The 26,248-nt window shown below is 61.5% G+C and carries 29 protein-coding genes and 1 pseudogene; 12 read left to right on the plus strand and 18 right to left on the minus strand.

Going from position 1 to position 26,248, the window contains the following annotated elements; translation table 11 throughout:
- The first annotated feature begins 38 nt into the window (after positions 1-38).
- From SM753_RS19425 to SM753_RS19435, 3 genes are all read left to right on the plus strand, one after another.
- Entirely contained in the window at positions 39-1,859 is a 1,821-nt protein-coding gene (locus tag SM753_RS19425) for a DEAD/DEAH box helicase (RefSeq protein WP_323192766.1), read from the plus strand.
- Positions 1,860-1,995: 136 nt separating this feature from the next.
- The gene (locus SM753_RS19430; RefSeq protein ID WP_138799214.1) at positions 1,996-2,565 is read left to right on the plus strand and encodes a HalX domain-containing protein; all 570 of its coding nucleotides are present in this window, start codon (positions 1,996-1,998) and stop codon (positions 2,563-2,565) included.
- 361 nt (positions 2,566-2,926) lie between these two features.
- Positions 2,927-3,550 carry a transcriptional regulator gene (locus tag SM753_RS19435; RefSeq protein WP_323192767.1) on the plus strand — a complete coding sequence of 208 codons (624 nt, stop codon included), beginning with the start codon at positions 2,927-2,929 and terminating at the stop codon, positions 3,548-3,550.
- 339 nt (positions 3,551-3,889) lie between these two features.
- On the opposite strand, the gene SM753_RS19440 is transcribed toward SM753_RS19435, so the two are convergent.
- The 4 genes from SM753_RS19440 to SM753_RS19455 form a co-directional block, all read right to left on the minus strand.
- Positions 3,890-4,570, minus strand: coding sequence for a TOBE domain-containing protein (locus tag SM753_RS19440; protein WP_135536986.1), 681 nt, complete (start codon positions 4,568-4,570; stop codon positions 3,890-3,892).
- Between the two features lie 168 nt (positions 4,571-4,738).
- The gene (locus tag SM753_RS19445) at positions 4,739-5,506 is read right to left on the minus strand and encodes a phosphate ABC transporter ATP-binding protein (RefSeq protein ID WP_323192768.1); all 768 of its coding nucleotides are present in this window, start codon (positions 5,504-5,506) and stop codon (positions 4,739-4,741) included.
- Positions 5,503-6,252 carry an ABC transporter permease gene (locus tag SM753_RS19450; RefSeq protein WP_323192769.1) on the minus strand — a complete coding sequence of 250 codons (750 nt, stop codon included), beginning with the start codon at positions 6,250-6,252 and terminating at the stop codon, positions 5,503-5,505. Before SM753_RS19450 ends, SM753_RS19445 begins: the two co-directional genes overlap by 4 nt.
- The gene (locus tag SM753_RS19455; protein ID WP_323192770.1) at positions 6,249-7,175 is read right to left on the minus strand and encodes a substrate-binding domain-containing protein; all 927 of its coding nucleotides are present in this window, start codon (positions 7,173-7,175) and stop codon (positions 6,249-6,251) included. Before SM753_RS19455 ends, SM753_RS19450 begins: the two co-directional genes overlap by 4 nt.
- A gap of 188 nt (positions 7,176-7,363) precedes the next feature.
- Here SM753_RS19455 and SM753_RS19460 point away from each other — a divergent pair, with 188 nt between their 5' ends.
- Together SM753_RS19460 and SM753_RS19465 are read left to right on the plus strand one after the other, a co-directional pair.
- Positions 7,364-7,594: a hypothetical protein gene (locus SM753_RS19460; protein WP_323192771.1), complete on the plus strand. Its 231-nt coding sequence runs from the start codon at positions 7,364-7,366 to the stop codon at positions 7,592-7,594.
- A 630-nt stretch (positions 7,595-8,224) separates the two neighbouring features.
- On the plus strand, positions 8,225-9,409 hold the full coding sequence (locus tag SM753_RS19465; RefSeq protein WP_323192772.1) for an orc1/cdc6 family replication initiation protein: 1,185 nt from the start codon (positions 8,225-8,227) through the stop codon (positions 9,407-9,409).
- 156 nt (positions 9,410-9,565) lie between these two features.
- Here the strand turns inward: SM753_RS19465 and SM753_RS19470 are convergent, their stop codons facing one another.
- The 3 genes from SM753_RS19470 to SM753_RS19480 all read right to left on the minus strand — a co-directional run bounded on the left by SM753_RS19470 (position 9,566) and on the right by SM753_RS19480 (position 11,969).
- Positions 9,566-10,585 carry an aldo/keto reductase gene (locus SM753_RS19470; RefSeq protein WP_323192773.1) on the minus strand — a complete coding sequence of 340 codons (1,020 nt, stop codon included), beginning with the start codon at positions 10,583-10,585 and terminating at the stop codon, positions 9,566-9,568.
- Between the two features lie 170 nt (positions 10,586-10,755).
- Entirely contained in the window at positions 10,756-10,905 is a 150-nt protein-coding gene (locus tag SM753_RS19475) for a hypothetical protein (protein ID WP_168193040.1), read from the minus strand.
- A gap of 29 nt (positions 10,906-10,934) precedes the next feature.
- Entirely contained in the window at positions 10,935-11,969 is a 1,035-nt protein-coding gene (locus SM753_RS19480) for a CapA family protein (protein ID WP_323192774.1), read from the minus strand.
- A 352-nt stretch (positions 11,970-12,321) separates the two neighbouring features.
- Between SM753_RS19480 and SM753_RS19485 the strand changes: the two genes are divergently transcribed.
- Positions 12,322-12,591, plus strand: a complete 270-nt coding sequence (locus SM753_RS19485) for a hypothetical protein (protein ID WP_135536905.1) — start codon at positions 12,322-12,324, stop codon at positions 12,589-12,591.
- 400 nt (positions 12,592-12,991) lie between these two features.
- On the opposite strand, the gene SM753_RS19490 is transcribed toward SM753_RS19485, so the two are convergent.
- On the minus strand, positions 12,992-14,044 hold the full coding sequence (locus tag SM753_RS19490) for a DUF2249 domain-containing protein (protein WP_323192775.1): 1,053 nt from the start codon (positions 14,042-14,044) through the stop codon (positions 12,992-12,994).
- 228 nt (positions 14,045-14,272) lie between these two features.
- Here SM753_RS19490 and SM753_RS19495 point away from each other — a divergent pair.
- Positions 14,273-14,747: pseudogene (locus SM753_RS19495) on the plus strand (redoxin domain-containing protein).
- A gap of 48 nt (positions 14,748-14,795) precedes the next feature.
- On the opposite strand, the gene SM753_RS19500 reads toward SM753_RS19495, so the two are convergent.
- Complete coding sequence (locus SM753_RS19500; protein ID WP_323192776.1) at positions 14,796-15,047, minus strand: glutaredoxin family protein; 252 nt, start codon at positions 15,045-15,047, stop codon at positions 14,796-14,798.
- A gap of 220 nt (positions 15,048-15,267) precedes the next feature.
- Positions 15,268-15,609 carry a HalOD1 output domain-containing protein gene (locus tag SM753_RS19505; protein WP_323192777.1) on the minus strand — a complete coding sequence of 114 codons (342 nt, stop codon included), beginning with the start codon at positions 15,607-15,609 and terminating at the stop codon, positions 15,268-15,270.
- A gap of 305 nt (positions 15,610-15,914) precedes the next feature.
- On the opposite strand from SM753_RS19505, the gene SM753_RS19510 reads away from it, so the two are divergent.
- On the plus strand, positions 15,915-16,367 hold the full coding sequence (locus SM753_RS19510; RefSeq protein ID WP_323192778.1) for a hypothetical protein: 453 nt from the start codon (positions 15,915-15,917) through the stop codon (positions 16,365-16,367).
- A gap of 318 nt (positions 16,368-16,685) precedes the next feature.
- Positions 16,686-17,528, plus strand: coding sequence for an aldo/keto reductase (locus SM753_RS19515; RefSeq protein WP_138799197.1), 843 nt, complete (start codon positions 16,686-16,688; stop codon positions 17,526-17,528).
- Positions 17,529-17,540: 12 nt separating this feature from the next.
- Here SM753_RS19515 and SM753_RS19520 read toward each other — a convergent pair whose 3' ends face one another.
- Positions 17,541-17,966, minus strand: coding sequence for a hypothetical protein (locus tag SM753_RS19520; protein WP_323192779.1), 426 nt, complete (start codon positions 17,964-17,966; stop codon positions 17,541-17,543).
- Positions 17,959-18,783, minus strand: coding sequence for a ParA family protein (locus tag SM753_RS19525; RefSeq protein WP_202613969.1), 825 nt, complete (start codon positions 18,781-18,783; stop codon positions 17,959-17,961). The genes SM753_RS19520 and SM753_RS19525 overlap by 8 nt, the downstream gene beginning before the upstream one ends.
- Positions 18,784-19,356: 573 nt before the next feature.
- Between SM753_RS19525 and SM753_RS19530 the strand changes: the two genes are divergently transcribed.
- A complete protein-coding gene (locus SM753_RS19530) occupies positions 19,357-19,776 on the plus strand; it encodes a hypothetical protein (RefSeq protein WP_323192780.1) in 420 nt (139 codons plus the stop codon).
- Positions 19,777-19,786: 10 nt separating this feature from the next.
- Here the strand turns inward: SM753_RS19530 and SM753_RS19535 are convergent, their stop codons facing one another.
- Together SM753_RS19535 and SM753_RS19540 are read right to left on the minus strand one after the other, a co-directional pair.
- A complete protein-coding gene (locus SM753_RS19535; RefSeq protein ID WP_135536916.1) occupies positions 19,787-20,011 on the minus strand; it encodes a winged helix-turn-helix transcriptional regulator in 225 nt (74 codons plus the stop codon).
- An 84-nt stretch (positions 20,012-20,095) separates the two neighbouring features.
- Positions 20,096-20,683: a DUF420 domain-containing protein gene (locus tag SM753_RS19540; RefSeq protein WP_138799193.1), complete on the minus strand. Its 588-nt coding sequence runs from the start codon at positions 20,681-20,683 to the stop codon at positions 20,096-20,098.
- Between the two features lie 294 nt (positions 20,684-20,977).
- Between SM753_RS19540 and SM753_RS19545 the strand changes: the two genes are divergently transcribed.
- Both SM753_RS19545 and SM753_RS19550 read left to right on the plus strand, forming a co-directional pair.
- A complete protein-coding gene (locus SM753_RS19545; protein WP_135536918.1) occupies positions 20,978-21,172 on the plus strand; it encodes a hypothetical protein in 195 nt (64 codons plus the stop codon).
- Positions 21,173-21,214: 42 nt separating this feature from the next.
- Entirely contained in the window at positions 21,215-21,640 is a 426-nt protein-coding gene (locus SM753_RS19550; RefSeq protein WP_135536919.1) for a thioesterase family protein, read from the plus strand.
- A gap of 48 nt (positions 21,641-21,688) precedes the next feature.
- On the opposite strand, the gene SM753_RS19555 is transcribed toward SM753_RS19550, so the two are convergent.
- The 4 genes from SM753_RS19555 to SM753_RS19570 all read right to left on the minus strand — a co-directional run bounded on the left by SM753_RS19555 (position 21,689) and on the right by SM753_RS19570 (position 26,202).
- Positions 21,689-22,204, minus strand: coding sequence for a gamma carbonic anhydrase family protein (locus SM753_RS19555; RefSeq protein WP_135536920.1), 516 nt, complete (start codon positions 22,202-22,204; stop codon positions 21,689-21,691).
- A 204-nt stretch (positions 22,205-22,408) separates the two neighbouring features.
- On the minus strand, positions 22,409-23,827 hold the full coding sequence (locus SM753_RS19560) for a helix-turn-helix domain-containing protein (protein ID WP_323192781.1): 1,419 nt from the start codon (positions 23,825-23,827) through the stop codon (positions 22,409-22,411).
- A 96-nt stretch (positions 23,828-23,923) separates the two neighbouring features.
- On the minus strand, positions 23,924-24,934 hold the full coding sequence (locus SM753_RS19565; protein WP_323192782.1) for a hypothetical protein: 1,011 nt from the start codon (positions 24,932-24,934) through the stop codon (positions 23,924-23,926).
- Positions 24,935-25,764: 830 nt separating this feature from the next.
- Complete coding sequence (locus SM753_RS19570; RefSeq protein ID WP_323192783.1) at positions 25,765-26,202, minus strand: TRAM domain-containing protein; 438 nt, start codon at positions 26,200-26,202, stop codon at positions 25,765-25,767.
- Positions 26,203-26,248: the final 46 nt, after the last annotated feature.

Genomic DNA, 26,248 nt, shown 5'->3' on the forward strand with positions numbered 1-26,248 from the left:
CCGCAAGCCGTTTGTTTCCGCCGCCGTAACGGTCGGTAGTGACTGATTCAGCGGATCTCGACGCGGTGACGCTCGACGCGTTCCACGACGTGTTAGAGGACGCGGACCGACCAGTCGTGACGGCGAGCGAGGTCGCAAAGACGCTCGACTGCTCGCAGGCCGAAGCCGTCGACGCCCTCGCGGCCCTCGCGGATGGGTCCGATGTCGAACGTCTCGACGTGGAGACGGACCCGGTTGTCTGGTTCCCGACCGACTGGGCGGCAGTGGCGGAGAGAGAACGAGTCGTGCTCTTCCCCGAACGTCGAGAGATAGTCGTCGACAACCCGACGCAGTTCACGCGGGCGCAACTGTCGCAGTTCGCACACCTCGCGGACACGAACAGGGAAGGCGGATACGTGTACGAACTCCGCCGCGAGGATATCTGGCAAGCGCCGTACGACTCGCTTTCCGACCTGTTGCAAACGGTCCGTCAGGTCGTCCCAAACTCTTCTTCCCACGTCGAGGAGTGGATCGAGGACCAGTGGAAGCGGGCCCACCAGTTCACCCTGCGGACCCACGAGGACGGCTACACCGTCCTCGAAGCCGCGAGCGACGACCTGATGGGAAACGTCGCACGCCAGAAACTCACCGACGACGAACTGCGCGCGCCCATCGACGACGACATCTCGTGGGTCGCGGAGGGGCGCGTCGCGGCGGTCAAGCGGGTCCTCTACGAAGCGGGCTACCCTGTACAGGACGAACGCGATCTGGACGAGGGTGACGAACTGGATATCGATCTCAACGTCGACCTTCGGGGTTATCAGAGGGAGTGGGTTCGGGAGTTCACCGACGTGAAGTCCGGGGTCCTCGTCGGTCCGCCTGGTAGCGGAAAGACGGTCGCCGCCATGGGGATACTCGAGGCGGTCGGCGGCGAGACGCTGATACTCGTGCCGAGCAGGGAACTCGCTACCCAGTGGTGCGACGAACTGCTCGCGCGAACGACGCTCACCGCGGACCAGATCGGCGAGTACCACGGCGGGAAAAAGCAGATCCGGCCAGTCACGATCGCCACCTACCAAACCGCAGGGATGGACAGACACCGACAGCTATTCGACGAGCGCGAGTGGGGACTCATCGCGTACGACGAAGTGCACCACGTGCCGGCGACGGTGTATCGGCGTAGCGCGGACTTACAGACCAGACACCGCCTCGGCCTGTCGGCGACTCCAATCCGGGAGGACGACCGCGAGAAGGACATCTTCACGCTCATCGGTCCGCCGATCGGTACCGACTGGGACTCGCTGTTCGATGCCGGGTTCGTGCAGGAACCCGAAGTCGAGATACGGTACGTCCCTTGGGACACCGACGAGCGACAGCAGGACCACGCGAACACCAGCGGCCACGACCGCCGCCAGATAGCGGCGACTAACCCCGCTAAACTCCGGGAAGTTCGCCATCTGCTCGCGACTCACCGCGACGCGAAGGCGCTGATATTCGTCGAGTATCTCGACCACGGCGATGCGCTCGCGGAGGCGCTGAACGTTCCCTTCCTCAGCGGCGAGACCCGCCATGCTCGCCGCGAGAAACTGCTCTCCGAGTTCCGGCACGGAAAGCGAGATACGCTCGTCATCTCGCGGGTGGGCGACGAGGGGATCGACCTGCCCGACGCTGACCTCGTACTCGTCGCGTCCGGTCTCGGCGGGTCACGCCGACAGGGTGCCCAGCGCGCGGGTCGTGCGATGCGTCCGGCGGGCAACGCTCTCGTGTACGTGCTCGCAACGCGGGGGACCACCGAAGAGGACTACGCGAAGCGACAGGTCCAACACCTCTCCGCGAAGGGGATCCGTGTACGCGAACAGGACGCCGAAACGGCCGAATAAGCCGAAACCCGGGCCGAACAGAGTTTCGTCCGGTGAAAATGGAAACTCTATTTACCTGGGACTATATTTGAATGAGTGGTAATAAAGTTCACACTTTGCGAAAACAATATTTGTTTAGGATATAATCATTGATGCCATGGAACCGGGCTCTCCGCGGCCGACTGTACTCGTCGTCGACGATGACGATCAGGTGCGAGATCTGTACACGACGTGGCTGGCCGAGGAGTACACAGTCCACACCGCGAAAAGCGGGGCCGAGGCTCTGGAGACAGTCGACGGCGGCGTCGACGTGGTGCTGTTAGATCGTCGGATGCCTGATATGCCTGGTGACGACGTACTGACAGAAGTCCGAACTCTCGGCCACGACTGCAGGGTTGTCATGCTGACCGCGGTCGATCCCGATATGGATATCATCGACATGGAGTTCGATGACTACGTTACGAAACCCGTCTCCGAGACGGAACTCGTCCAAACCGTCGAGACGATGATCGCACGGAGCAACTACGGCGAACAGCTACAGGAGTATTTCGCGGTCGCGTCGAAGCGGGCGACGCTGGAGACGGAACTGACCGAAGAGGAACTGTCCGCGAGCGACGAGTACGCACAACTGGTCGAACAGGCCGAAGAGCTTCGGGACAGTCTCGACCGTCTGCTCTCTGATTTGACCCGCTACGAGGACTTCGACAGCGCATTCTCTGAACTGTGACCCGGGAACGACGGTGTCGAGGACGGGTTCTCCGAAGCTAACAGCGGATACACGGTGTGTCTGTGGCTGGGTCACCGAGTTCTAGTCAGAGCGGATACGGCAAGCGCTCTTAACCAACATTTCGAGCGAGCGTTGGTTAAGACAGTACGTGACACACCACCGTTTCCGCTGTCTCCCGGTCAAAACACTAACTGACCAACTGGGACACCTGAACGAATCTCTTCGAGTGCTAGTAGGGCCTCTCACTCGCTCAAAGACCCGAAACTACCCGAGAAGGGGAGGTCGATATATCCGAACCGAACGCCGATAACAACGATGAACCGTCGACACGGTTATATCTCGCGGATGTGAAATGCCATCGATGGCGAAACGGCTCTCGACCGGCGTAACGGCCATCGACCGGAACATCGGCGGTGGTGTGTTCGCGGGCAGTATCGTGGTACTGCTCGCGGACCCCGACAGCCAGAGCGAGCCGTTGCTTCACGAGTTCATGGAGGAGCGTCCCACCGCCTATATCACGACACTTCGCACGGAAGCGGCCGTTCGCGACGACCTGGACCGAAGCCTTCGAAACAACGATTACACGGTCCAGTACGCGGGTATCGACACGCCTATCGACAACGCCAACCGCGTCGTTCAGCAGGTCGACGGCCAGGCGAACGTGATCGTCGATACCCTGAACCCGCTCGAAGCTACCGGCGAGCGGAACCGGTACGTTAACTTCCTGAACCAGTTCAAAACACACCTCGTCAACACGGGGGGCGTCGGCGTGCTCCACTGCACCGGACTAGACGCACCGGCGCTGCGCGAAACGACGCTCACCATCGCCGACGCGGTCTGGCGACTTGAGATGACGGTGAAGGGTAACTCCGTCGAGAACTTCCTGCGGGTGTCGAAACTCCGTGGCGGCGACCCCGCCGACGAGACGATCAAACTCGACCTCGGCGAGGAGGTTGCGGTCGACACGAGCCGAGATATCGCGTGAGCGATCTGGCCTCATCCGCGTTCTGGGTCTCTCGGTACCCCTCTGAAATAATGGCGGGCACGTACCACGCATTGGATTCTCCGGAACCCCACCGGTTCCGAAGCTATCTCAACTATCGCCCGAGAACGAAATGAGATATCGTAACGCAGTTCGTGAGATTATCATGTCGGGTACCAGTTCGCTAAAACATGAAGTCGGACGGCAGTTCGTGAACGTGTCGTGAGAGAGAGACACCGACACTCCTAGTTTCCGGTGAAAACGGTTCTGGGGGCCCTCAACAATATCGGAAAGGGTCGTTACCGATAGGTATCGGCGTACCGGAACTTCCTTGCTCCGGCGTTACTCCGAGACACCCCGGGTTGCCGTCGCCTTGAACGATGCGACGACCGTCCGTTCGGGCTCGAGTCCGAGTTTCTCGACGCTACCGCAGGTCACCAGCGCTAACAGGGGCGTTTCTGCGCCGATGTCCACCTCGACGCTCGCGACCGCTTCGCCTTCACCGACGGTTAGAACGCTCCCCGTGAACTGATTTCTGGCGCTCGTTTCCGTGGGTGCCGGCGTGTCGTCGGGCGCGGTGAGCGTGACCGCATCCGAGCGAACGCTTACCGCGACTGCCGTCACGTTCGGCGGCACCAGCGCACAGATCCGTCCCGCGTCGGTATCGACGGTCGCCAGTTCCCCTGTCCGCTCGACGACCCGGCCGGAAAACACGGACTCCTCGACGGCGGCGACGCCCGCAAACGCCGCTTCGAGGCGGTCGAACCGCGACAGCAGTGAGCGGGCGTTCTCCGTCAGTTCGCTGCCGCCGCCGTCAGCCCCGCCTCGCTGGCGGTCTACGAGGGGACCGATGGCGGCTTCGAGGTCGACGATCCGCTGTTGCATCCGGGCGTACGACCGTCCGAGTTCTCCCGAGGCGCGGTGGATAGACCCGTGTTCGTCGACACCTCGGAGCAGTTCGACGTCTCGCTCGTCGACCGTCGCGCCGTCGACCGTCAGCCGCGTCTCGAAACTCCGCTCCATTCCTTCGGAGACTGTACCGCGTGGCCGTACATATCGCTGGCGTCTCCGGTGCCAGTCCGTCTGCTGTCCCGGTGTCGGTCCACTAGCCCGCTTGCCGTCCCAGTGGCAGTCCATCAGTCCGCCTACCGTTCCAACGGTCAATCCGGCACTTCGTCTGCCGTACCTGGCTCAGTACACCAGTTCGCCGTCGACGAACTTCGCCGTGCGGATATCGTCAGGGTTCTCGAACACCTGCTCTGTCGGCCCGACTTCGATTATGCGCCCGTCGAGCAACACTGCGACGCGGTCTGCGATCCGCCGGGCCTGGTGCATGTCGTGGGTCGCGACCGCCACCCCGATGTTCCGGTCGCTGGCCGCCAGGACCGCGTCTTCCAGTACCGACGTGTTACGCGGGTCCAGGTCGGAGGTCGGCTCGTCCAACAGGAGTACGTCCGGGTCGTACGCCAGTGCCCTCGCGAACGAGACGCGCTGGGCCTCGCCGCCGGAGAGCGAGGGGGCGTGCTGGTCTGTCTTATCGGAGAGCCCAACGACGTTGAGCGCCTCTCGGACGGCGTCTGGAGTTCCGTTCTTCCGGACCGCCCCGCGGACGCTGCTCCGCAGTCGTTCCCGCCACGAGCGCCGCACTCGGAGGCCGTACGCGACGTTCCGGCTCACGCTGGCGTCGAAGAGACTCGCATCCTGGAACACCATCCCGATGCGTCTTCGGAGCGCGAGACGCTCGCTCTCGGTCGCCGTCCAGACGTCTGTCCCGTCGTACGTTACCGTCCCCTCGTCTTGCCGTTCGAACAGCGCCAGGATCCGCAACAGCGTCGTCTTCCCGACACCCGACGGGCCGACGATCCCGACGACTTCGCCGGGGTCGATGTTCAGGGAAACACCCTGGAGGACGGGGGTCCCGTCGTATCCGTGTTCGATACCGGCAGCGCGGAGACTCACCGTACCGTCCCCCCGTCACCGAGACGCATGACTAGCGCGTTCACGACCAGAACCAGCACCAGTAACACGGCCCCGAGTACCATTGCGGTGTCGTAACGGCCCTGGCGCGCCTCCTGTCGGATCGCCGTCGTCAGCGTTCGCGTCTTCGAGATGCCGTTCGCGCCGGCGATGTTCCCGCCGACGATGAGCACCGACCCGACCTCGCTGATCGCCCGGCCGAACCCGGCGAGTACTGCGGTTGCGAGACCGTAGCGCGCCTCCTTGACGACGACCAGGGCGACGTCGAGTCGCGTGCCGCCCATCGCGTAGGCGGCGTCGCGGACGCTCTCGTCGACGCTCGACACCGCTGCGAGACTGATCCCCGTGATAGGCGGCGTCGCCAGAACGACCTGCGAGATGATCATCGCCTCCTTCGTGAAAACGAGGTTCAGATGGCCGAGCGGGCCCTGGTTCGACACCGTAAACAGGACGACCAGTCCGACGACGACGCTCGGAAACCCCATCCCCGTGTTGATGACAGCCGTCACGAGGCGCTTCCCGATGAAGTCGGTGAATCCGACGACCAGCGCGATGGGGAGGCTCAGGAGCGTGCTGAGAAACACCGCGATACCGCTGACGTACAGCGAGACGCGGATGATGCTCGTGACGTACTGGCTCTCGAACGGGAAGTCGGCGAAGAGTGGTCCCTTTCCGACCGAGAGATCGACGATCAGTGGCCCGATATCGACGGCCGCCTCGACGCTCATGCACGCTCGTCTGAATCGTCAGCACTCCAACCTTCCGGAACGTACTGTTCGAAATCCGGGTCCTCGGAAAGTGCCTCGGGGAAGAACAGCTGTTCGCCGTTCGCGGTGTACTCCGCGATGCGTTCTTGTCCCTCGGGACTGGTGATGTATCCGATGTACGCCATGGAGAGGTCGTAGTTCACGTTCTCGTGAACTGCGGGATTGACTGCCATGATCCCGTACGGGTTCGATAGCGAGTCCGGACCGCCTTCGATCGGCCCCTGGACCAGAATGACGAGGTTGCTATCAGCACGCCGCGAGAGATAGGTGCCGCGGTCGGAAAGCGTGTACCCCGACTGCTGGTTCGCCATGTTCAGCACTTGGCCCATCCCCTGTCCGGTTTCCTGATACCAGTCGCCGCCGGGATCGACGCCCGCCTCGTCCCAGAGCGCTAACTCCTTGGTGTGGGTCCCGGAGTTGTCGCCGCGGGAGACGAACGTCACTTCTTCCTCGGCGATAGTCGCTAGCGCCTCCGTCGCCGACTCCATCCCCGCTATTCCCGCCGGATCGTCTTCGGGCCCCACGATGACGAAGTCGTTGAACATGATGTCACGCCGGTTGACGCCGTACCCTTCTCGCATGAAATCGTCTTCGAGCGAACGCGCGTGGACCATCACCACGTCGGAATCGCCGTTACGTGCCGTTTCGAGGGCGGCACCCGTTCCCTTGGAGATGGCGTCGACAGTCACGCCGTACATGTCCTGAAACGGCGCGTTCAGTTCGTCCAACAGCCCGGTGTCGTAGGTGCTCGTCGTCGTCGTGAGCGTGAGCGTCTCGCCGGTGACGCCAGCCTCTCCGTCGTCCTGTCCGAACGACGTACATCCCGCCAGTCCCGTGGTCCCGACTCCAAGTGCCGCGACGAACTCGCGTCGTTGTATCTTCATGGAAATATCGATCCCTCCGGAGGTAAAAAAGCGTTTAGGTAGCGTAACCGAATGTCGTTATCGTCCAGCAGTAGTAAAGCACAGGTCGATCTAAACCCCACACAGCACTGAACCAGAGACGAATTGCGGGACCGATCCGTGAACCGCCGTAATCGATAGCGGTTACCTCGAAACGAACTCGAACTCGGTTGTATCGCCGACTGTCGTCCCCCGTCGACGGCTTCGACGCGGAGTACAACATCTCGAACTGCCCCACACCCACGACTGACGAACTCTTTCCACTCGTCGCCTGGCGAGACCGGTCCGTCTCTCGCTCGACGGAGATACGAGCGGTACGTGTCGCTTTCGAGTTCGCCGCGGGTCCGCTCGTCCTCCGGGTACGAGAGGATGATTCGGACCGCGAGGGTGTCTGTCATTGAGTGGTTCTCCGAGGCGGTCATTTATCGGATTTCTCCCGCTCCGATACACACATCCGTGGTGACGTATTGGGAAAGAACCATCGTTGTGGCATCCTGGAACGATATTGCTTTAGAACGGTGAGAGAGACCTAGGGGTGAAGGGACACCAAACTGGGGTTTCAATCGCTTTCTCCCGGATCAATAGCGCCGATCATTACATGGTCGGCAAAATGTTGCCATGGTGGTTCTGAAACACACCCACACCACGGGTTCCGCTGTCACCTGCAGTACCTATACGGTAAAATCTGGCCTATGAATATATTAAATTATGGAGTCTTAGTTGAGTTTAACGCTATTACTATTTAAACTTTTGTGTAATAATGCCGCGACTATAATTTGGACGATTTTAGTACGGAGGTAACGGGAGCAGTTTAATGCGGAGATAACAGAAGCAGTGGTGTGCTTTTTCTACGATGTCGGCGTTAGAACTCACTGTCTCTCTTCTTTCGGGACGGACAGCGGAACCCGTGGTGTGGGTGTGTGGCCGACTGTCCGACAACGGAACCTATGGTGTCGGAGGTTTAAAAATAAACACGGACAGCGGAAACAGCGGAACCAATGGTTAAGTGCCCTCGTTGAGACGACGGACATATGAGTGACTTTGAATTCAAACCCACCTCGTCTATCTTCAAGAACAGAGATGCACTGACTGAACATTGGACTCCGGACCAACTTGTCGGGAGAGATGAGGAACTCCGGGAGTATCATACCACTCTTCAGCCCGTCATCGAGAACGAAATTCCGTCGAATGTCTTCCTTTACGGAAAAAGCGGTGTCGGGAAAACAGCCGCAACGCGGTTTCTCCTTCAACGTCTCAAGCGTGATGCAGCGGACGTACAGGACCTTAACTTGCATACAATCGAAATCAACTGCGACGGATTGAATTCCTCGTATCAGACGGCCGTACAACTCGTAAATAAACTCCGCACGCCTCGGAACCAGATTTCCGACACCGGTCATCCGCAGGCGGCTGTCTACCGATTCCTGTTCGAGGAACTCGGCGATCTCGGCGGCACCGTACTGATCGTCCTCGACGAAGTCGACCACATTGACGACGATTCGCTGCTGTACAAACTCCCTCGGGCCCGGTCGAACGGAGACCTACAGGACGTGAAACTCGGGGTCATCGGGATTTCGAATGATCTCACGTTCCGCGAACAGCTCTCGTCGAAGGTCCGATCGAGCCTCTGTGAGAAAGAGGTCTCGTTCAGCGCATATGATGCTCAGGAACTACGGCAAGTCCTCCACCAGCGGAAGGATGTCGCATTCGAAAACGATGTTCTCGAAGACGGTGTAATCGAACTGTGCGCTGCATTCGGTGCGAAAGATTCTGGTGACGCCCGGCAGGCGCTCGATCTCCTACTCGAAGCGGGGGATATGGCCCGAGCCGAGGACGCCGATTCAGTCACTGAGAATCACGTTGACCGGGCGCGCGAAAAGCTCCAGACCGATCAAGTTGAGAAGGGAATTTCGAACTTCCCCGAACATGGTCAGTACGTCCTCTACTCGTTGACGTTGCTTCACGAGGACGAGAAAACGCCAGCCAAGACGAAAGAGGTCCGCGAGATCTACAAGGTTGTTTGCGAACGCCACGGAGTCGATCCTATTTCGACCCGTTCTGTTCGGGAACACCTTGCTGAACTCAATCAACTCGGTATTACTTCGTCAACTATCGTAAACCGCGGCGTTGAAGGTGGGAAATACAAACAGCATTCGTTGGATCAATCGGTCACGAGCATCCGTGCTGGACTGACAACCTTTCCGGACGATGCCTAGTCCACACCATGAGTTCCGCTGTTAGTACGTACTGACATTGTTTATATCAACCACACACCCTCACAGAGTACCTTGAGAGGCGGATAACGATCTCGTTGCGATCCCGCGCTGTCGATTCAGCGCATCTGTATCGCAGTTTGATGATGACGGGATGTATTAGTCCCGATGCCCCCACCGACGGCCTTCCTCGTCGTAACGCGCCTCGGCGATACGATTGAACTGGTCTTGCGAGAGCGAGATGTCCGTCGCGCCGGCGTTCTCCTCCAACTGCTCGGTCGTGCGCGCACCGACGATCGGCACGCAGGTGAACTTCTCCTGGTCCATTAGCCAGCGGAGGGCGACCTGCGCGGGCGTCCCATCGGCCTCGTCGGCGACAGTGCGGATCTCGTCTAACACCTCCCATCCGCGGTCAGAGACGTAGTACTCCTCGAACTGCGGGTCGATGTCGCCGCGGGAGTCGTCGGGAGCGACGACGCTGTCGCCGTCGCGCTCGTATTTGCCGGTGAGAAAGCCGCCGGCAAGCGGCGAGTACGGACACACTGCGAGGTCCTGGTCGGCACAGACGTCGAGATAGTCCACCACGTCGTCCCTGTAGGCGGCGTGAAACATCGGTTGGGTCACGTCGAAGCGCTCCCAGTCGTTGACATCGCTCTTCCAGAGCGCCTTCGTCAGCTTCCAGGCGGCCATAGTGCTCGCGCCGAGATGGTTTACCTTGCCCTCGCGGACGAGGTCAGTCAGCGTGGAAAGCGTCTCCTCGACCGGCGTCTCGTCGTCCCAGCGGTGGATGTAGTAAACGTCGAGGTAGTCGGTACCGAGGCGGTCGAGGGTCCCTTCGACCTGGGTCCGGATGTGCTTGCGGCCGAGTCCCTGGTCGTTCGGGCCGGGGTCGCCCCATCCGTCGAACGGGAAGTACACCTTCGAAGCGAGGACGAAGTCGTTACGGTCGTAGTCGTCTAGCCACTCGCCGATATACTCCTCGCTGGTCCCGTTCGGATCGCCGTACACGTTGGCGGTATCGATGAAATTGACTCCCTGATCCCAGGCGGCGTCGAGCAGTTCGTGCGCTTCCTCGCGGTCCGTCTCGACGACACCGTTCGACTCCTTGCCGAATCGCCACGTGCCGAAGCAGATCTCCGATACCTTCGTTCCGGTCGCTCCGAGTGAGGTGTACTCCATAGATAGCATTCCTCTCGGCTCCGGAATAAGGGTTGAGGCATCGGAAATCCCTCACGAAAATACACCGACGCAGTCGTGTCCGTCCGCTGCTGTCTCGTTTTCCTCTCCGCGCTGTCTCGCCTTTTCGTTCCTCCCTCTGTCAGTCCCGGTTCGGTTCTCTCTTCCGGCCTTTACTCCTCGTCCGCCGAATTCGCGTCATCCTCTTCCTCGTCCGGTTCCTCCTCGTCGCCACGGTCCTGTTCTTCCTGTAGCTCCCGTTCGCGCTGGCGTTGCTCCTCGTCGCGGGCCTGTTTCTCTCGCCCTTCCTTCGTGTCGCCCATAGTCCATCGATCCACCCCAACTGGCTTAATCATGTTCCGTCGCTCGGCTCACCGGACGCGTCGCCGTCGACCGCCGTCACCAGCGCATCGCCGTCCCGATCGAACGTCGTTCCGAACGGCGCGGAAAGATCACGCATCCGCTCGCGGCTCCAGTCGGCGGTTTCGTCGTCCGCCCGGTTGACCGTACAGTTCTCGATCTCGATCGGCTCGAGTCGCAGTTCACGCGGGTTTCCCTCCGGGGAGTCGACCAGTACTTCGAACAGGAAACTCCGGTCGTTACGCAGCGTCCGGTCGACGGCGTAGTCGTCGACGAAATCACCCGCGTCGTAGATGATCGGTGCGCCGTCGTACAGTTCGACCCCGTGGAAGACGTGCGCGCTGTGGCCGTGGATCAGGTCGACGCCGCGGTTGACGAGCCATCGGCCGAATTCACGGAACGGCTCCGGGGGTCCCTCGACCATGTTCGGTCCCCAGTGGAGCGACGCGACGATCAGGTCCGGGTCCGCCGCGCGTGCGCGGTCGAGTGATTCCGTCACGAGACGACGGGTTCGCTCGTCGTCAACGTCTATCTCGACGCGCGCCGTCCCGGGGCTGTCTTCGTCCGCAGCGTACTCCGGCGTGTTATCGGTGAACGCGACGACGGCAACGGTCAACTCTCCGAGAGAGACTGTCGCGGGATCCAGCGCTCCGGACCGAGTCCGGCCTGCGCCGGAGTGTCTGATACCGGCGGCGTCGAGTGCGTCGAGCGTGTCTCGAAGCGCCGGCTCCTCGAAGTCGAGGACGTGGTTGTTGGCGAGACAGGCGTAGTCGACGCCGGCGGCTTCGAGGGCCCTGACTGCCCAGTCCGGATCCGCTCGGAAGTGGAAAGGGCGACGCGTACGGGTCCATCGGGTACCACGGCCCGAGAGACAGCACTCGAGGTTGATACAGAGCGCGTCGAACGAGCGCAACTGTTCGAGCGTATCGCCCCACACTGCCGTCGCGTCACGCCGGCGCTGGCGCTCGTTCACCTTTCGACCCAGCATCACGTCGCCGGTCAGACCCAATCGGCGGTAACGGGTCATAGTTCCACGTACGTCCGGTCAAAGCAAAACGACTCGGACACCTGTCCACACGCTGAGCAGTCGCTTCGACCGGACGGCGGTGCGGTCTGGACAGCGTCTGACCAGTCCGGCGTCTGATCGGTTCCACTGACGAGCGATATGCCCGGTGAAGTAACGAATATTTCATTTCGGCTTCGATCGGGTATTGAGGCCTTAGATGGGGTTATGAATTGTTAGGCGGCTTCTGAGCCTGTTATAAAACGACTAATACACTCTCTATTCTGGTAAATTCGTTCGAAATGGTCCGAAGCCTCGCCCCGTTATATGATGGTGTAGTGTCTACGGTTGAGTACACTCACCGAGGTGTCACACTATGTCCGCCCCCTCCGCACACAACGACAACATCGCCGCTGACGGCGACGCGACTCGATCCGTCCCGTCGCTGCTCGCACAGCTTGACGAACACACCCTCACCACGCCGTTCCAGATGCTCGCGTTCTGGTCGGCTATCGCTCTCCCGTTCTTGCACGTTCCCCTGCTCGCGACGGGGCTCTCCAACCCCTCCGAAACCGTGACGTTTCTCGCGTTGCTCGGGCTGAATCTGGTTATGCTCCTGATCGGCCACTCCCACAAACGCGAGTAGTGACGCACAGACCTATCGCTCCCGCGCGTCACAGCCCTCCCCACGCGGCTTATTCCCCCTCTCGCGGCCCATCCCTCTACATCCGGTAGCCACCCCACACACGGCCCAGTCCTCTTCTCATTTGTTTCCTCTCTTCACGCGGCTATCTCCTCTCACGCGATCCGCCTCCCCGCAGGCTGCCGTCTCCTCTCATTGGCTCGTCCGAAGCACGACATGGCCCTGGGAAGTTGGGTTAGTTCCGGTTTCGCGTCCGCGTGCGGACTGAATACGGTATCTGACTCTCCCTGCGTGGTGGACCCATCGGCTCCTCGACCTGTTTGGCCAGCGACTGCCGAGAGGCGAACGCGCTGTCGACCGTTCGAATCCGGGTCGACAGCGGTCCGAGTCGCTTCGGCTGCGGTTAAAACGGTGCGTTGGGGCTCTCGTTTCTGTCCGTCTCAGATTCGTTCGCTTCGTCTTTTCCGACCAAGACTCTGAACTCACCGGACTCTTGCTGTTGATACTCCCACCTGAACTCGTCACCCGTCTCCGCATCGAACTGGTGATAGAGTGGCTTCGGGTCGTGGTCGTTCACGAGAACGAACGCTTCACCGGACTGGAGGCTGTCATACTGTTCAAAGATCTTCTCGTGGCGCTGAGCGGGTGGCAGATCGCGAACGTCCAACTCCGTTTTCACGGTTAGCGAGCGATGCGGTGCCGACGATGCACTGCTTTCGGCCGTAGTGTCGGTTTCCGCGTCTCCGTCTTTGGTGATCTGTACGCGACAGCGGCCAGGCTCGTTCGCGACTACCGCCCAGGTGAACGATTCTCCGTACCGGTCCCGAAACTCACCGCGTAACGGCCGCGGTTCGTGCGGAGCGACGATCTCCATCGTCTCTCCAACCGGTATCATCCCGTATCGGTGATGAATCGTCGGGTGACGCTCCTGTTTCGGAATCTCGCGCACGTCAAACTTCGTGATCACTTCATCGTCAGCCGGGTCCGACGGCTCCGTCTTGAGGATCTTGACCCGCCATTCCTGCGGTTCTCGGCTCAAATACTCCCAGTCGAACGTCTCTCCACGGGTTGACCGCAGTTCGTGATACAACGGTTTGGGGTCGTGGTCGTTCACGAGGACGAACCCCTCATCCGGATCGAGAGCGTTGAACGTATCGTTCAGGGTCTCGTGGCGGCGTTGCGGTGGCATCTCCCGAACGTCGAACTCGGCCAGTTCTGTTTCACCGATCCGGTCCGCTTTCGTGACCCGGATCTCTCCCGTTTCAGTAGCTGTTTGGTTCGCCTGCCACTCTAACCGGCACCCGCGTTTGATCTGGTACCAGTGGAGATACACATCCGTCTCCTGGCCTCCAACGATTGCCGCCGAATCACCGCTGTCGATGCCGTCAAGGGCATCAAATATCTGCTCACGGTGTTTTGCTTGCGGCTGATCGCGGAGATCGAGATCGGTGGACATCGTCTTTTTGTTTCCGAGGGGACCCGAATAGGATCTTTGGCGAACCTCTTCGTGAGGTCTGTTCGCTTACGCCCGACTCGTCGAATAGGGGACATAGCAGTCGAGGTGCTTCTCCCGTCGCTCGTGTGCTGCCGGTGTTGGCTAATTATTTCTGACTAAAGGTTGGGAAAAACGGCGATATCATGTTCGTGTCCGGCTTTAACTGGTACCGGAACGTACTCTCGGACGATGCTCTCCACCGGCGATTCCGCACCCGTATTTTCGGCGACGAAAGGAACGAGCGGATCACGAGGACTTTGACCTCAGTGAGCGCCTCGGCGACGGCCCGGTCGTCCTCGCGTTCTTCCCGGGCGCGTTTACGCCGCCGTGTACGAACGAGATGGTCGCGTTTCAGGAGCGCCTTGACGACTTCGAAACGGTCGGCGCGACCGTACTCGGCGTGAGCACGGATTCACCGTTCTCTCAGGGGGCGTTTCGTGACCAACACAGCATCGAGTTCGACCTCGTCAGTGACATGAGCGGGGAAACGATTCGGGAGTACGACCTCGAAACCGACATTCCGGAACTCGGCCTGTTCAGAATTGCGAACCGGGCCGTGTTTGTCCTCGATGACGAGGGTACTGTCACGTACTCGTGGGTCGCTGACGATCCGACGAACGAACCTCCCTACGAAGACGTGTTGGACGCCGTGAAGGCGGTGTAGGAAGGGCTAAAGCGATGTACTCGGCCTGACCTACTGCGCGTCAAACCCCTACGGACCCGAGAGTACACCGCGTAACTCCGACTCGTCGACCCGGTATTTGAACTTCGGCGTCCCGTCGACCAGCACGTACGGGACGCGGTCCCCGTACTCCTCTCGGAGGTCAGCCCGTTCGTCGACGTCGACGATGTCTATCGTGACGGATCGGGGGACCGACTCGGCGACGGATCGGACCGTCGTCAGCGCTTCCTCACAGAGATGACAGTTCTCGCGCGTGTACACCGTGACCGTCGACGCTGCCATGTAACAGCCGTTCGACCGCGACGACCTTACAAACCGCGACTCGTGGACTTCGGCCGTTCGGGGTTCGGTGGACGAGACGCACGCGAACAACGGCGTCCCGTCCCGGTCTCGGCCAGTAGCCGTCCCTTCCCTATTCCATCCGTGGGACCCGTCATCAGTTCCTATTTCATCCGCGGTGACTGTCATCAGTTCCTGTTCAATCCGCAGTAACCGTTGCCAGCTACACGAGCGACGGGGGACTGCTGCCGTCCGGAAGGTTGCTCACGTACAGACGGCCGTCGCCGTGGATCCGGACCCGACACCCCTCGTGGACGAACGACAGGCACCCATCAGACCGAGCGCGGCCAGTCGCTCGGTCCGCGAACATCTGTTGGAGCGCATCGACGTCGACGCGATTGTGAAGCGGTTGCATCTCTTCGGGTCGTTCCCCCAAGAGCGCGGAGACAGCCAAGACGATCTGCTCGGTCAGTTCCTCCGGCTCAGCCGGATCCCAGCGATTGCAGTACACGCCCGGTTCCGGGTACGGTTCCCAGTTGTCGATGTCGTCCTCACCGTTTATCATGCGTTTTCCTCCGGTCCGTGTCGCAGTGCCGTGCGAACACGTGGAAGTATTCTCAAGACGGCCAATACATTAAACCCCTGTCAGACAGTAACAGGGGCGTTGTCGGACACTCCGAGTGAGAACTCAGCGCTTGCAGCGTCTCCAGTCCTGTTCCCCGTAAGACATCCCGCCGTCCGTCGATATCCGAGGGGAAACTCTCTCCGTATGGGGGATCGATCGTTCGAAACAACGCGCCGTGCGGTCGAGGCGGTCGCATGACGCGCGCTCGGGTAGATTAATTACTGACGAGTGTAACCGTACTGACCATGAAGAGCATCGAGGTGACCGACGAGCAGTACGAGGAACTCGACGCGTTACGCGAGTCCCTCGCGGCGGATGTCACGTACGGCCACGTCAGGCCCAGGGACGCCCTCCAGTACCTTCTGGATGCCGCCGAGGACGATAGTCTCGACGCGACCGCAGCGGCGGACGGAGTTCGGGGGGACGATGCTGACGAACCGGACGGTCACGACGCGAACGAGACGGGTGGATCGTCGACCGACGCTTCCGCCGACGAGGAAGCGGCCGACGACGATGCGTCCGAGGACGGCGGCGACGACAAACTCTCTGCGATGATGAACCTCCTCGATACGCACGACGACAAGTGGGAACGGGCCGACTCGGAGGAGACGCGGTACGTCGTCGACCTGCCCGACGGTGGTTCGGAAGAGGTACAGACTAAAGACGACGTGAAAGCCATCCTGTTCAAGAAGTACTGACGCAGATGGCGGGTCGCCGCGTTTCCGGTCTGTTGTCGTCGGGGTTGTCCCAGTCGGCGAACGACTCCGTTGTTCATCTCCATGCCCGTCGGTCGAATGGGTGTGTGGTCGCTCTCGTGCGAGCGTTTTCAGGCGCTCACTGACGAAGTGCGCGACCGAACTGACGACGTAATCGTCCAGCAGTCTCCCGGCGGACGAGCGCGCCTTTCCGACGGGCCGGTGTACGCGACGCTCATACTCGGGCCCGGAACGCTTACCAGGGCCGCACTCCCTTCCGGTACTCCTAGGTCTTTTGCCGTGCGGTACTTCCCGGTGAACATGGTCGAAAACAGAAGCGACACGTTCGACGTCGGCGGCGAGTTCACTGTCCGCCGCCTCGGGTTCGGCGCGATGCGACTGACCGGCGAAGATATCATCGGCCCGCCGGACGACGAGGAGGCCGCGAAAGACGTGCTAGAGCGCGCCGTCGATATCGGCGTCGATATCGTGGATACCGCCGACTCCTACGGCCCGGGCGTCAGCGAACGCCTCATCGGCGAGGCCCTCGGCGACAGGGACGACGTCGTAGTTGCAACGAAAGGCGGCCTCCTTCGAAACGCCGACAGTGACTGGCTACCACACGGCGACCCGGACTACCTGCGCAACGCCGTCCTCGCGAGTCTGGACCGCCTGCGAACCGACACCATCGACCTGTACCAGCACCACCGACCGGACCCGGACACGCCGTTCGAAGACTCCGTGACCGCGCTGGCCGAACTCAAAGACGAGGGCCAGATCCGTCAGGTCGGTCTCAGCAACGTGAGCGTCGAGCAACTCGACCGGGCCCGAGAAATCGTCGACGTTGCGACGGTACAGAACGAGTACAACGTCGGAAACCGTGAGAACGAAGACGTGCTCCAGGCCTGCCAGGAGTACGACATCGGGTTTATCCCGTATTTCCCGCTCGGCGCGGGCGACCTCGGCGAGAAAGAGTCTGTCGTCGACGATGTCGCGGCGGCGCACGACGCCACCACCCAACAGATCGCGCTGGCGTGGCTACTCGAACACTCGGACGTGACGCTACCGATCCCCGGCACGTCGAGCGTCGACCACCTCGAACAGAACGTCGCCGCCACCGAGATAGACCTCACGGACGAGCAGTACGAACGCCTGACGGAGTAGGACGGCAGTCGGCTATTTTTCGCGCATCCGCAGAATACGCTCGACGAGGCGGTCAGTGTCGTCGGCAGCCTCCGCAAACACTGCGTCGAAAAACTCCCGCCGGGTGAGGTTTTTGACCTCGTGGTCAGTTCGCAACCGGGCGTCGACGAGCGCTTCGGCGTCCTCCAGCGCCTCGAACGTCTCCGGCCGGACGTACACCGACTTCTGAACGGTGTCGTCGAACTCGAACGCGACGGGGTCGTCCGGTGTAGAGGCGTCGTCTGCCGACGCATCGCCCGACGGCGATTCCCCATCTATCGAGTCGTCGTCGGACGATCGACCGCCGGCCACGTCGCTTTCGGCGGTCGACGACTCGTTTTCTTCCCCGGCCGCGCCGCTCCCGTCGCCCTCGTTCTCGACCGCGTCGGCGATACCCGCGAACCGGTTCTCGTCAGGCATCCGTCGTCCCCTCCTCGACGATGGCTGCGAGACGGTCGAACCGTTCGAGCATGTCGCTCTCGGAGTCGTACGCGGCGAGGGGCTGACCGTCACGCCAGGCGCGTTTCAGCGCCACACGCTTGCGAATTCCCGGACCGGGCGACGACGGGTCGTCGAAGTGGTCGGAGCGTGCGAACGCCGGCAGCAGGTCGCCGAACTGCGATTCCTCGAGGTCCGCGATGATCCGCTTTTCCTCGTTGTCGCCCTCCAGCACGTTCGGAACGACGGCGAGCACGTCCAGTTCCATCTCCTGGCGAATCGGCGCGACCTGCTGCGTGAACATGCGCTCGAACCCGCTCGCGCTCTGTTCGCTCATCCGCATCGGCACGACGACGTTCTGGGTCGCGATGAGCGACGCGTCGGAGAGCGGTCCCATGTCCGGGGGCGAGTCGACGACGACGTAGTCGTAGTCCCCGCCGACGGCCGGTTCGACAACCTGGTTACGGATCCACAGTGCGCCGAAGGTGTTGCTCCGGATCGTGTTTTCCACCTCGTCGAGGTCGGCGTTCGCCGGTAGGACGTCGAACGCGTCCGTGGTTCGGATGATATCACCGAGCGTCGTCGGATCGTCGTCGTCGAGGAGATGACCCAGATGACGTTCGGCCTCGTACGCGTCCGCCAGTCCGACGCCTTCGGTCGCGTTACCCTGCTGGTCGAGGTCGGCCAACAACACCTCGTTGCCCCTGTTCGCGAGACGCTCGGCCAGGTTGATCGCTATCGTCGTTTTGCCGACGCCGCCTTTCTGCAGGGCGACGCTGACTGCGTTCGTCCCTACCATCGTGGACCCCCGCTCCGGCCATCTACACATTGTGGACTGTGTGGACTGTGTGGAGTGTTTGGAACGTGTGAACAGTCTAAACGGTGGGAAACGTTCGGAGTGTGCGGACCGTCCAGCGCATTCAGGCGAGGTTTCATACGCCGTACTCACACATTCTGGGTATTTTAAACCACCGAGAATGTTAAGAAATTGTAGAATGTGTGGACATTGTTGACTGGCCGGGGCGGTGTAACGAGAGGGGGCAAAACGCGTCGAAGTGGACTCCAGTCGGAGGATGCAGCCACACAGTTCTCAGAGTATAGGCAGTGGACAGTGTTTGGACTGTATAGAATGTTTGGAATGTGTACACTGTCTAAGATGTGTACAATGTTTAAACTGCGCTCAATGCTCAAGACTGCGTGGAATTTTCACACGGCTCTGGCGCCAGTGTGTACACTGTTCGGACGGCTCGGGGAAACCTGAGAGCACCCACACAGCCAGGAACCGGGGGACCCGGTAGAGTGCGAATTCCGAACCGCCGTCCGGGCAACCACTTCCGTGAATCTGAACTACCTGCGGCGCGGATCGACAGGCATGGCGTCAGACGACCCGACAGCGATCCGTTCGATCGCCATCACTCGGGAGGACATCGTCGCCGCGCTGGAAGCGACGTTGCGGAGCCCGCGAACGGTCGTGCTCCGAGTGACGCCGCCGTTTAGCGGTCGGATGCGAGCCCGGGTCCACGAATCCGATGCCGGCGAGTTCGTCGGCGAGGGCGATCCCGTCCATCTCGACCCGAGAGACATCGTCGCCGAGGTACCCCCGTATCCGAAACCCGAGGAGACGGAAGACGAACTCCGCGCGGCGGACGGCGTCGAGTACACGCCGGACCGCCACCGGGACCGACACGTCGAAGCGGTCGAGGAGTGGCGGTCGGCGATAACGATGCTCGACCGCGTCACGCTGGAGACTGAGGACGGACCGCACGCCGTCGAACTGAAGCGGTTAGGGTAGAGCGGACGGGCTACTGTAAGTTGTACAGACGCTGTCTCGCGTCTGCGAAGTGGATCTGTTCCTCGACGACCTCGTTCGACTCGAGTTCCGAGAGCGCGTGGCGGACGGTGCGGTCGGGGAGCAGCGACTCCTCGGCGATCTGCTGCTGGGTCAGTTGGCCGTTGTGTTCGAGAACTTTGTAAACCAGTTTCGCGCTCGGAGCGAGGTCGGCGACGTCGTCGTTTGACTGACTCATTAGCAGATGTTCATTCGGATGCCACTAAACCACACCGCGGACGTGTCGCGAACGCACACGACCACCGCAGCAGACGAATTTCGCCTACGACGGGACGAACGTCGCGTCGTAGACGTGGTTGAGCATCACGTACGTGACCACGCCGAGAACGAGGCTGAGTATCCACGTTCCAGCCGCGATTCGTCCGACCCGGGCGTGAGGTGTCTCCCGGAGTTCTCTGGGAGAGTGAGTCAGTCCCAACACCACTGCGTAGATCACTACCGGGACCGAAACGGCGGACAGTACGATGTGAATAGCGAGCATGACCAGGTACGCGAGACGCACCGTCTCGGGCCCGACGAAGTGTTTCTCACCGCCTCCCCCGACCTTCGGCAGGTACAGCATGAGAAACAGGAGGATGAGGACGAACGCCGAAAGCATCGCCGCTCGGTGTTTCCGCACCTCGCCCTGACGGATCCAGTACCACCCGAGCACGAGCGACGCAGTCGCAAGCGTGTTGACGACGGCGATGGCGTGCGAGAGCAGATCGACGGTTTCGCGGCCGATGTCGGGGAAGATGGGGACGGCACCGGCGAACGCGCCGATCACGAGCGCGTATCCGAGAGCGGACAGGAGCGCCGTGACGACGAGCGGTCGTTCCTTCGCTCGCTGTCGAGCGCGGACAGTTGACATGACCACAACTTCGGACGGCGACAGGTAGGGGTTTTCGATCTGGATACAGGAACGACGAGAGCGTGCCTTCCGGTATCGGGTCGATCCACAGAGTGCACATAACCCTGACGTGGAGCATCATCTCTCGATCCGACGGTTGTCTGTCAACGGGGATACGAGATCGAACGTCCACTGGTCGGGTAGTGATTGATCGTATGTCGCTATTGGCCATTGCATGGTATATTATCACATTATATCCAAGTAATACATAATAGACTAACCTTTATCAACTGGTTCGTTGGATCTACGACTACAATGTCTCAGAGCCAGCACGCCCCGGACGCACCCACGTGGAGCGACCCGAACACCTGTCCGTTCTGCGACGGTGAACTATCAGACCCCGGTGCGGGGTTTATCGACCACCTCGACGCGAGCGACGCCTGCGAGACGAGTTTCGACCTGTGGAAAGACCGCGTCAGCAGCGACATCGGCGGCGAGTGGAGCGGATAGGTTTCGATAGACGGAAATCTCCCGGAGCGGAACTCGGAACCGATGACCGAGTACTCGTACGAGACGGAGCTGGCGGTTCGAGTCCGCGACATCGATTTCATGGGGCACGTGAACAACGCTGTCTTCGCGACTTACCTCGAAGAGGCCCGCAAACACTACTTTTCGGACGTACTCGACGTATCACTGTCGGAGATCGAGGCCGTTCTCGCGCACGTTGAGATCGATTACAGAAATCGGATCACGATCGACGACGACGTGCGGGTCGCGGTGCGAGTGCCGGAGATCGGCGACTCTAGCCTCTCGATGGAGTACGAGATTCGGGCGGGCGACGAGGTCATGGCGACCGGCGAAACAGTCCAGGTGTCGGTCGACCGCGAGACGGGCGAAACCCGGCCTATCGATGACCGCGTGCGGTCGGAGATCGCCGAATACGAAGGGTTGGATACATCCGCCACACAGGATCTGTAGAACGGGCAGAAGAGCGTCCGTAGCAGGCAAATACGCACGGCGCGGGAATCACCCGAACAGGTCCCCGTGGCGACCTGCCAAGTCGGTGTACTCGCCCGACGAGTGGGCCTCGAATATCTCCTCCGGGTCGATCGTCGTCTCTTCGAGCGGCGTGACCTGGGCCGGAACGCCGCGGACGAACGACTCCGCCGGGATATCGTACCCATCCGGAACCGTCGTGCCGGAGGCGACGATACTTCTCTCGCCGACCGTCACCTCCGAGTTGAGCGTCGCGTTGAAGCCGATGAGAGACCCCTCGTCGACGGCGGCGTCGTTCAACACGGCACCGTGGCCGACCATAACTCGCTCCCCGACCGCGGAAGCGTGTAACACTGCCGTGTCCCCGACGTGTGATTCCCGCCCGACGCGAACGGGCGCAACGTCACCCCGGAGAACTACACCCGGCCAGACACTCGCGTCTGCGCCGATATGTACTTCGCCCACCAGCGTCGCTTCTCGGCTAACCCGCGCCGTCGGATCGATGTCGGGTCCCGTTCCCTCGAACTCGTAGCGTCTGCTGTCCATGTGTAACTGTCCGAGGCGAAACTGTATATCGTTAACTAGTAACATACTAGAGTGGTACACGGCCGCGGCGGACATCGGACCGTCTCGACGGCCTTCACAGCCTGTCCGCACTCGCCGGCACGGGTCGCTGGCAACGGGCGATGCCGGAGGAATCGAAGACTCACCGGTCGAGAGCCGACGCGAGCCGAGTCGGGGATGCGCCTCTCAGTCGTCGGCAGGTATCGGCGTCTCGCCCGTCTCGGCCGGGGGGACCGTCCGGAGAGCATCGCGTGCCTCGGGCGACAGCGATGTCAGTACGGCCCGCCCGTCGCGCTCGCGCTCGACGAGTCCGTCCTCCTCGAGGCGCTTGCAGTGGTGGGTGACCGTACTGGGGTCCCGGTTTAGCACGTCCGCCAGATCTGTGACGGTGGCCGGCTCCTCGGCCTCTAGGGCGTGGAGCACATCCCGGGTGGCCGCGTCGTCGAGTGCCGCGGCGAGTTCGGTAGCCTCGAAGCCCGCCGGAAAATACCGGCGTTTCCCGCGGATGACCTCCGACGTAACGCGCTCTTCGTGCCTGAGGATCTTCATGTGGTACCGCACCGTCGGCAGGGGAATACCGGTTTCGTCGGCGACTGCCGAGAGGTAGGTCCCGGGTTCGGCCTCCAGACGGTCGACGATGGCCGCGCGATTCTCGTGTTCCAGCGGATCGGAACTGTCGTAGCGGCTGTAGCCGCCGACGACCGGGAGCCACCGGACCCAGTCCGGAAGCTCTCGCGCCCGGACCGCATCTGCAAGCAGCGAGGCGAACAATCGAGCCTGCGTGACGGTTGTAGCGGGCGCGGGAGCTGCGCTCGCTCCAGCGACGGCCCGCCGTCCAGCATAACCGAGGCCTAGCGCGAGCGCGCCGCCGAACGCCGCCGTTCCACTCCCGACCGGGCCGCCGCCGGGCAGCGGGGGCGTCCCTAGCGGCGTGAACGCCTGCGCCTGGTCGCCGTTCTCTCCCGAGGTGGGGCTCTCGGCGTCCGAGGTCCCGACGTCACCTTCGTCCGTCTCGCCGACGGGCTCGCTCGGACCGCTATCACTGCTGACGTCGGCCGAGACCTCGCCGTCGATGACGCGCGCCACGCTTGCGTCGGCGGTCAGCCGACCGCCGTCCGGTCCGACGGCCGTAACCACGGTGATGTTCGACACCGTGGATTCGACGGTCTCCGGTGCCTGCTCGTTCGACATGTCGCCATCGAGCAGATGAACGTCCCCATCGACATAGACGTTGAGGGAGCCGCGGTCTCCTTCGTCAGTGTCGCCCGTCGTATTCCCGATAGTATCTGCCGTCTCTTTCGCGTCATCGTCGACAGCATCGGTCGTCTCGTCGACGGTACCGTTCGTTTCGGCGGTCGAATCGATAGTGTTCTCGACGGTGGCAGTCGTCTCGTCGACGGCGTCAGCCGTATCGGTCAGCTCCGTCGTTTCGTTATCCGATTCGTTGTCGGGGAACTGGACGGACTCAGCGAACGAAGAGGGTTGCTCCTCGCCGGTCGCGTCAGCGGGGGCACCGGACGTGGGGGCTGCAGCACTGACGACTCCTGGTGCCAGAAGGCTGCAAACGACGACCGCCGCGAGCAGTGTTTCGGTGATACGTTGCATGGAAATGACCCCGTCCGCCGTTGCGCGCGTCGACGCGCTTCGCAGTCAGGAGGTTCAAACCGTCGATAATAGGTCTTGTGGACGCGAGGAACCGATTCAGGCGAACCCAGCGCTGACCGTCGCGGACAGGTCAGTCCAGACGGCGACCACGCTGTTTTCCGCAGCGTCGTCCTCGTCACCGCCGTCGTCACCGTCGACCGCTGCGGAGGTGTCGACGTTCGCCTCGCCGTCGGCCTCGACGACTGCTTCGCTGTCGCTGTTAGACTCTGCACTCGACTCGCCCTCGGACTCCGCATCCGTCTCGCTCTCGGCGTCAGCCTCGGACTCGCCGCCGAGTTCCGCCTCTGTGCTCGCCTCGATATCGGCATCAGCGTCTGCCGAGACCGAGACGGTCGAACCGTCGTCGGAGTCGTTCTCGACATTCACGTCGGCGCTACTTTCACCCGACGCGTCGGCGCTCGCCTCGGAGCCGATCTCGGTGGCCGTCTCGCCGCCGTCGTCACCGTCAGCGTCGTCATCGGCGTCCAAGACGGCGTCGACTCCGACCGAAACGTCGGCCGTGACCGCGTCAAGCAGGTCGACGGTGCTATCGAAATCGGTAAATACCGAGGTATCGCTCCCGGTTTCGCCCTCGGATCCGCCGTCGTGGCTCGTTTCACTCTCGTTTTCGGAGTCGTTCGCGTCGTCGACCGACGCTTCGCCGTCTCCTCCGGCGCTGGCGTCAAGTTCGACCTGGACCGTCCGCTCCTCGCCGTCGTAGGCGGAGAGCGTGAGCACGCCCGAGGCGGTTGCGCTGTCCGTCTCGACGGTCAGCGTGACCTGCGTGTCGGCGTCGGGCGTCGGTATTCGGACCGTTCCGTTGGCGTCTGTCCGATAGGTGCCCTCGGCGTCGGTTCCCGCCTCGCCGACTGCGTCGACCGTTACTTCGGCGTCCGCGCTAGCCTCCCCGTTTTGTTCGACTGTGACCGTTGTCCACTCCTCGTTCGTCTCGACGGTGACTGCGACTCCTGCGTCCGCGGCCCCGCCCGATGCTGCTGCCGCCGGGACGGTTCCCGCGGTGAGAACCAGGAGCGCGAGCAACGCCGTCGTGAAGTTATTTCGGAACATTGCACTCGGTGATAGCGGGGATACTTAAAAGCCAATTCTGGCAGATCCGTCCAAACAAACGATAGAGCTGATCTGAACACGAATATAGCTCGTATCACCGAACATCTAGCTCGCTACTCTGTGCTTGACGAGCGTGATCAGCAACCGAACGAGGTCAGGGAAAGTTCGCGATACCCGAACGTACTCGAACTGCACGCGTACGAGAGAGGATGTTTCGGATCAGCGAGTGTCCCGAGTTCGTCGACCGGCGATGTTTGTCGATAAGAGCGCGCACGTAGCGTGTTCTCGTCACTGACACCGGGAGTAGCTGTGTTCGACTCGTTGCAGCGTCCCGTACGGCGTCGCCCCGTAGGTGTTCACTGCTGTTTACCGCCCTAAACGTGAGTGGCCGGGTCCGGCGAACTTCTGGGCAAAAACCACCGTAGGGCTGTACGGTTTACCGTACTATGTGAGGTGTATATTGGATACCGCTATACAAAATCACATACCCTGGGAGGTGATACTATAGCGGGTTTAGCGGGGCTGTGGTGCGTGATTTCGAGCAAAGCAGGAGCCGGAAACCCCTCCAGACCAGCAAGCGAGCTTTGCTCGTACAGCCGCGACGCATCGTACTCTGGCCACTGAGCGTGTGAATGTCGGGCGGTTCGTCGAAAGACTGGTCGCCGAGGAGGTCGACGAACGGGACGACCGCTACGATTACACCGCTTGCGGAACAACGCAGGCACTTGGCCATCTCCACGGCATCGGCCCACGTCTCGGGCCGCGAGACACACTAATACTGATGAGTGCCTATCACGGTTCAGAATCGGTCCTCTCGGGCGTTCCTGTTTTCACAGCGCCGGGGTGTCGCTGTCGATCACGCTCGCGAATGCGACGTTCTGTTGCACTTCTTCGATTTCGACGGTCGGTTCGTCCCCGGGTTCAGCGCCGGGGACGATCACGACGTACCCCCGTTCGACTTTCGCGATACCGTCTCCCTGGTCGCCGACCGACTCGATCGTTACGTCTCGGATTTCGCCTTCGTCGACCGGCGGAGCAGGTGGTTTTGACGCGGGTTCCGTGGGTTCCGGTCGTGATTCGGTCCGCCGGTCGCTATCTGTCTCCGTCACGGATTCGTCCTGTTCGAGTACACCGACGCGATACGTTTCGCTCGGACTGATAGCGTTGTGATCGATCTCGCCTTTCGGTATCTCGATGACGTACGACCCGTCGCGCAGCTCGACGGTCGCGCTAAACAAACTCTGAAGCGAATCCGGAATCTCGACCATAACTTCGCTTATACCGCCCCCCGGATAATTAGTTTTCTTTATCGAA

It is taken from the genome of Halostella sp. PRR32 (genome assembly GCF_034808085.1).
Lineage (GTDB): Archaea > Halobacteriota > Halobacteria > Halobacteriales > Natronoarchaeaceae > Halostella > Halostella pelagica.